The organism is Achromobacter sp. D7-1 (assembly GCF_059760445.1).
The window spans coordinates 1-6,040 of record NZ_JCBAMT010000155.1 but is presented as its reverse complement, the minus strand read 5'-3'; the positions used below and the strand labels follow the sequence as shown (position 1 = coordinate 6,040).

Below are 6,040 nucleotides of genomic sequence, written 5' to 3'. Positions count from 1 at the left end.
TGCCGGGCTTGCTGCCGCCGCTGGCGCGCAGCCAGGCGCTGGAAGTGGCTGCGGTGGCTGCGCTGGCAGGCTTGTCCGACGCGCCGGCGGGGCAGCCGCCGTTCCGGGCGCCGCACCATTCCGCCACGGCGGCGGCCCTGGTGGGCGGGGGCAGCCGTCCGCGTCCGGGCGAGATCAGCCTGGCGCATCATGGCGTGCTGTTCCTGGATGAGCTGCCGGAATTCAGCCGGCGCACGCTGGAGGCCCTGCGCGAGCCGCTGGAGACGGGCAGGGTGGTCATCGCGCGCGCCCTGCGGGCGGCGCAATTTCCCGCCCGCTTCCAGCTGGTGGCGGCCATGAACCCGTGCCCCTGCGGCTGGCGCGGGCATCCCGGGCGCGCCTGCGCCTGCACGCCGGACCAGGTGGCGCGTTACGCGGGCAAGATATCGGGGCCCTTGCTGGACCGCATCGATCTGCATGTGGCTTTGCCGCCATCCGACCCCGAGTGGATGGGCCAGCCGCCGGGAGAGGCGTCCGGCCCGGTCCGGGAGCGCGTGGCGCGTTGCCGCGAGCGCCAGTTGGCCCGCCAGGGCAAGCCCAATGCCGCGTTGGCGGGGGCGGAACTGGACGAGCATTGCCGTCTGGATAACGAGGGCCAAGCCTTGCTGCTGCAGGCCATGCGCCGTCTGGCCGGCTCGGCCCGGGCCATGCACCGGGCGCTGCGGGTGGCGCGCACGGTCGCCGACCTGGAGGGCGAGGACGCCCTCGGCGCCCGCCACATTGCCCAGGCGGTGCAGTACCGGCGGCCGGGCGTATGATTGCCGGCACCTATCCCATGTGGGCCAGGCGCACGCCATGCCGGGCGACTCGACAAAATACGGGAAATCACCATATAATCAAAGGCTTTCCTGGATCCGAGTCAGATTTGACCCCTCCAGGGGAGAAGCCGCCGGGCAGCAATGCTGGCGGGAAGTACCCAAGATGTACCCCCAAGAAGTACCCCAGAAGTGGCAACAGGTCCCCAAGTTTTGCCGCCATGGAAGGCTACATCGGCCCTTCATGCGTCAAGCACCTGGCGTCATGTAAATCAACAATGAGTGTTTAGTTTAGGGAATCAACATGCCCAAGATGAAAACCAAGAAAAGCGCCTCCAAGCGCTTTAAGGTTCGCGGCAGCGGCTCCATCAAGCGTGGTCAGGCGTTCAAGCGTCACATCCTGACCAAGAAGACCACCAAGGCCAAGCGTCAACTGCGCGGCTCGACGGCGGTTCATGAATCCAACGTGGCCTCCGTCAAGGCCATGATGCCTTTCGCTTGATCTAAGGGAGATCTACTATGCCTCGCGTCAAACGCGGCGTAACTGCCCGCGCACGTCACAAGAAAGTCATTGCCGCCGCCAAGGGTTACCGTGGCCGCCGCGGTAATGTGTTCCGTATTGCCAAGCAAGCAGTCATGCGCGCTGGCCAATACGCCTACCGCGACCGTCGTAACAAGAAGCGCACGTTCCGTGCTCTGTGGATCACGCGTATCAACGCCGCCGTCCGCGAACATGGCGTCAGCTACAGCGTGTTCATCGCTGGCCTGAAGAAGGCTTCGATCGAACTCGACCGCAAGGTTCTGGCCGACCTGGCCGTGCGCGACAAGGCCGGCTTTGCCGCCATCGTGCAGCAAGCCAAGGCTGCCTTGGCTGCCTGATCGCGCTTTAACTCATCGCGCATCGCTGCAAACGGGGCTGTAATGGCCCCGTTTGCGTTTTGAAGGCTGGATTTCATGACTCAAACGGTTGACGACCTGGTCTCCCAGGCGCAAGAACGCTTCGCCGCCGCCACGGATGCTGCTGCGCTGGAAAATGCAAAGGCTCGGTTCCTGGGCAAGGAAGGCGCACTGACGGTGCTGCTCAAAGCCCTAGGCAAGCTCGAACCCGAGCAGAAGCGCGAGATGGGCGCCCGGATCAATCAGGCCAAGCAAAAGGTCGAAGAGCTTCTGAACCTGCGCCGCGCCGCGCTGGCACAGGCCGAACTGGACGCCCGCCTGGCATCCGAAACCATTGACGTCACCCTCCCGGGCCGCGGCCGCGCGCCGGGCGGCATCCATCCGGTGATCCGGACCTGGGAACGCGTGGAAGAGATTTTCCGTTCCATAGGCTTCGACGTGGCCGACGGCCCCGAAGTGGAAAACGACTGGACCAATTTCACCGCTTTGAACAGCCCGCTGGACCATCCCGCGCGTTCCATGCACGACACGTTCTACGTCGACATGAACGATGCCGACGGTCAGCCGCTGTTGCTGCGCACGCACACCAGCCCCATGCAGGTGCGTTATGCCCGCATGCACAAGCCGCCCATCAAGGTCATCGCGCCTGGGCGCACCTACCGCGTCGACAGCGACGCCACGCACTCGCCCATGTTCCACCAAGTGGAAGGGCTCTGGATCGCCGAGGACATCTCGTTCGCGGATCTGAAGGGCGTGTACACCGATTTCCTGCGCTGCTTCTTTGAAACCGACGACCTGGCCGTGCGCTTCCGCCCGTCGTTCTTCCCGTTCACGGAACCGTCCGCCGAAATCGACATGATGTTCACCTCGGGTCCGAACCGCGGCCGCTGGCTGGAGATCTCCGGCTCGGGCCAGGTGCACCCGCAAGTGGTGCGCAACTTCGGCCTCGATCCCGAGCGCTACATCGGCTTCGCCTTCGGTTCCGGGCTCGAGCGCCTGACCATGTTGCGCTACGGCGTCAACGATCTGCGCCAGTTCTACGAAGGCGATTTGCGCTTCCTGCGCCAGTTCAACGAATAACAGACGGCTGATCATGCAATTTCCCGAATCCTGGCTGCGTACGCTGGTCAACCCCGCGATCGCCACCGATGAACTCGCGCACCGGCTCACCATGGCCGGCCTGGAAGTCGAAGACACCGTGCCTGCCGCGCCCGCCTTCAGCGGCGTGGTCGTGGGCCACATCGTCGAAATCGCGCCGCACCCGGACGCCGACAAGCTGCGCGTCTGCAAGGTGGATGATGGCTCCGGCGAGCTGCTGCAGATCGTGTGCGGCGCACCCAACGCCGCCGCCGGCCTGACGGTGCCGCTCGCACGCGTCGGTGCCGAGCTGCCTGGCGGCATGAAGATCGGCGTGGCCAAGATGCGCGGCGTGCAATCGTCGGGCATGTTGTGCTCGGCCCGCGAACTGGGCCTGTCGCAGGATCACGCCGGCTTGCTGGAACTGCCCGCCGGCATGACGCCCGGCCAGTCGATCCGCGAAGTGCTGGACCTGGACGACACGCTCTTCACCCTGAAGATGACGCCCAACCGCGCCGACTGCCTGTCCATCCTGGGCGTGGCGCGCGAAGTGGCTGCCCTGACCGGCGCTCCGCTGTCCGTGCCGACGGCCGTTGCCGTGCCCGTCACGCTGGACGAGCGCCTGCCGGTCAAAGTCGAAGCGCCCGATCTGTGCGGCCGTTTCGGCGGCCGCGTGATCCGCGGCGTCAACGCCCGCGCCGCGACGCCCGACTGGATGAAGACGCGCCTGGAGCGCGCCGGCCAACGCTCGGTCTCGGCGCTGGTGGACATCTCCAACTATGTCATGCTCGAACTGGGCCGTCCGTCGCACGTATTCGACCTGGACAAGATCCGCGGCGACCTCAGCGTGCGTTGGGCCCGCGAAGGCGAAACGCTCGAGTTGCTGAACGGCCAGACGGTCACGCTGGATTCCACGGTAGGCGTGGTGGTTGCGGGCGATCAGGTGGAAAGCCTGGCCGGCATCATGGGCGGCGAAGCGACCGCAGTCACGCTCGACACCCGCAACATCTATCTGGAAGCCGCATTCTGGTGGCCGCAGTCGCTCGCTGGCCGCGCGCGCCGCTACAAGTTCAGCTCGGAAGCCAGCCACCGCGGCGAGCGTGGCGTGGACTTCGCCACCATTCCCGAGCACATCGAATTCATCACGCGCCTGATCGTCGACATCTGCGGCGGCGAAGCCGGTCCGCTGGACGACCAGATCGTCAACCTGCCCAAGCGCGAACCCGTGCGCATGCGCCTGCCGCGCTGCCATCGCGTGCTGGGCGTGCCGGTCACGCAGGCCGAGGTCGCCAAGATCTTCGGCAGCCTGGGCCTGGACTTCAGGATCGAAGGCGATGACTTCATCGTCACGCCGCCTTCCTATCGCTTCGACCTGGAGCTTGAAGAAGACCTGATCGAAGAAGTGGCCCGCATCTACGGTTTCGAGAACATTCCCGTGGAGCCGCCCATGGCGCGCGCCAAGATGTTCTCGCAGCCGGAAATCCGCCGCGGCGCGCATGCGCTGCGCCGCCTGGCCGCTGCGCAGGACTACCAGGAAGTCGTGAACTACAGCTTCGTCGAAGCCGAGTGGGAACGCGACTACGCCGGCAACGAAACGCCCGTGCGCCTGGTCAACCCCATCGCCAGCCATTTGTCGGTGATGCGCTCCAGCCTGATCGCCAGCCTCGTCGCCAATATCCGTCACAACGCCAATCGCAAGCAGACGCGTGTGCGCCTGTTCGAATTGGGCCGCGTGTTCACGCGCGATGCGTCTGTTCAGGACGGTCCGCTGGAAGTGGCGGGCGTGCGCCAGCCCATGAAACTGGCGGGCGCGGCCTGGGGGCCGGCCGTGGAAGAGCAGTGGGGCGTGGCGACGCGCCAGGTGGACTTCTACGACGTGAAGATGGATGTCGAGGCGCTGTTCGGCGCGCGCGGCAGCCGTCTGCGTTTCGAGGCCGCGACGCATCCCGCACTGCATCCGGGCCGCGGCGCGCGCATCGAACTGGACGGCAAACACGTAGGCTGGGTCGGTGAACTGCATCCGCGTTGGGCCCAGCAAGCCGACCTGGCGCATGCGCCGGTCGTGTTCGAACTGGACGCCGCAGCCTTGTCCGAAGGCGAACTGCCCCAAGTGCGCGAGCTCTCGCGCCAGCCCGTGGTGGTGCGCGATCTGGCGCTGTGGGTCGATGCCGACGTGTCTGCGCAGTCGATGCTCGACACCGTCTTCGCGACCGTCAAGGCAGATCCTCAACTGGCCGTGGTGCAGGACGCGCGCCTGTTCGACGTGTGGCGCGAGAAGTCCCAAGGCAGCGAGCCCGTCACCGAGAAAAGCCTTGCTTTCCGATTCTGGCTACAGGACACTGAGGTCACTCTGGACGAAGCCCGCGTGGCCGATTGCCTGGCACGCATCAAGGAAGCCTTGGTGGCTGCGCATGGCGCTCGCCAACGCGCATGAACCATGGGGAACAGTATGCTTGCTGCCGAGCCGCGCACGTTGACCAAGGCTGAACTGGCCGAACTGCTCTTCGAGCGGGTCGGCCTGAACAAGCGCGAAGCCAAGGACATCGTCGATACCTTCTTCGAGGAAATCCGCGACGCCCTGGCGCGCGGTGATTCCGTCAAGCTCTCCGGTTTTGGCAATTTCCAGGTGCGCGACAAACCGCCGCGCCCTGGCCGCAATCCCAAGACCGGCGAGACCATCCCCATCGCCGCGCGCCGCGTGGTTACCTTCCATGCGAGCCAGAAGCTCAAGAGCGTGGTGGAGCAGGCAACGCCCGCAGCACCCGAAGCATCCGACGCCGAGGAGTGATACGCTTTGTCGGCAATTGTTATCGGCACCTGACGCATCGCGGCATAAAATCCCCTTATGACACGTACCGAATCCACCGTTACCTTACCGCCCATTCCCGCCAAGCGTTACTTCACCATCGGTGAAGTCAGCGACCTGTGTGGCGTCAAGCCCCATGTCTTGCGGTATTGGGAACAGGAATTCACGCAGCTCAAGCCGGTGAAGCGGCGCGGCAACCGCCGCTACTACCAGCATCACGAAGTGCTGCTGATCCGCCGCATCCGTTCCCTGCTGTATGAGCAAGGCTTTACGATCAGCGGCGCGCGCAATCGCCTGGGCGATGCGCGCGACGTGCCGCACGATCAGGACGCTGCAGTGCGCCTGTCGGGCGCGGAAATGCAAGCCTTGCGCAACGAGCTGGGCAACGTCTCGACGATGCTGGCCGAAGCCTTGGGCACGGCTGCAAACGTTGCCGGCGCAAGCGCCGGCAACGCAAGCCCTGCGG

General features: G+C 65.5%; 7 protein-coding genes. All 7 read left to right on the top strand.

Annotated features, from left to right (window positions below; translation table 11 throughout):
* On the top strand, positions 1-797 hold a 797-nt coding region (locus AC6LKD_RS32370), incomplete at its 5' end, for a YifB family Mg chelatase-like AAA ATPase (RefSeq protein ID WP_498118528.1).
* Positions 798-1,098: 301 nt separating this feature from the next.
* Positions 1,099-1,296 (top strand): 50S ribosomal protein L35, encoded by a 198-nt coding sequence (gene rpmI / locus AC6LKD_RS32365; RefSeq protein ID WP_006218740.1) that lies wholly within the window; start codon positions 1,099-1,101, stop codon positions 1,294-1,296.
* Positions 1,297-1,313: 17 nt separating this feature from the next.
* The gene (rplT, locus tag AC6LKD_RS32360; protein WP_006218741.1) at positions 1,314-1,673 is read left to right on the top strand and encodes a 50S ribosomal protein L20; all 360 of its coding nucleotides are present in this window, start codon (positions 1,314-1,316) and stop codon (positions 1,671-1,673) included.
* A gap of 75 nt (positions 1,674-1,748) precedes the next feature.
* On the top strand, positions 1,749-2,771 hold the full coding sequence (gene pheS, locus AC6LKD_RS32355; protein WP_013392919.1) for a phenylalanine--tRNA ligase subunit alpha: 1,023 nt from the start codon (positions 1,749-1,751) through the stop codon (positions 2,769-2,771).
* A 13-nt stretch (positions 2,772-2,784) separates the two neighbouring features.
* Entirely contained in the window at positions 2,785-5,202 is a 2,418-nt protein-coding gene (gene pheT / locus AC6LKD_RS32350; protein WP_498118527.1) for a phenylalanine--tRNA ligase subunit beta, read from the top strand.
* 3 nt (positions 5,203-5,205) lie between these two features.
* Positions 5,206-5,556, top strand: coding sequence for an integration host factor subunit alpha (locus AC6LKD_RS32345; RefSeq protein WP_041653270.1), 351 nt, complete (start codon positions 5,206-5,208; stop codon positions 5,554-5,556).
* A gap of 57 nt (positions 5,557-5,613) precedes the next feature.
* Positions 5,614-6,040 (top strand): MerR family transcriptional regulator (locus AC6LKD_RS32340; protein WP_498118526.1); only part of this gene is annotated, 427 nt, incomplete at its 3' end.